This is a genomic window from Neobacillus drentensis (genome assembly GCF_036966985.1).
GTDB classification, from domain to species: domain Bacteria; phylum Bacillota; class Bacilli; order Bacillales; family Cytobacillaceae; genus Neobacillus; species Neobacillus drentensis_E.
In genome coordinates this window covers 1-354 of sequence record NZ_JBALSN010000311.1, presented here as the reverse complement: position 1 = coordinate 354, position 354 = coordinate 1, and the positions used below count along the sequence as shown (strand labels likewise).

Genomic DNA, 354 nt, shown 5'->3' with positions numbered 1-354 from the left:
AACTAAAGAAGCAGGTTACTTGAAGAAGGAAATTCTTTTTTCAATGTCGAATTTACGATGTAATGGAACAGGAGTGAGGAAATGTTTAGGTTTAAAAAGAAGCCAAAAAAATTCTACATACCAGGTGACAAGATTATACGATTAATCCACTCTGAAGAGGGTTGCATTGCTTCTGATAGAATAACGGTTGATGGTTGCAAAGTTGGATTTATGTATAGAGAAGAACCATACCAAAACGGAAATCCAGATAGTGGTTGGAGATTTCTTGCTGGTGATGAGAGTGATGAATATATGGATAACTCTGAGAACCATTCAGTTTTTCAAGTTAATACAATATGTAATTACGATAACGAA

General features: G+C 34.5%; 1 protein-coding gene. It reads left to right on the top strand.

Features of this window, described 5'->3' with window-relative positions; genetic code table 11:
- Nucleotides 1-81 precede the first annotated feature (81 nt).
- Nucleotides 82-354: DUF2185 domain-containing protein (locus tag V7659_RS19895; RefSeq protein WP_335541655.1), on the top strand; the 273-nt coding region annotated here is incomplete at its 3' end.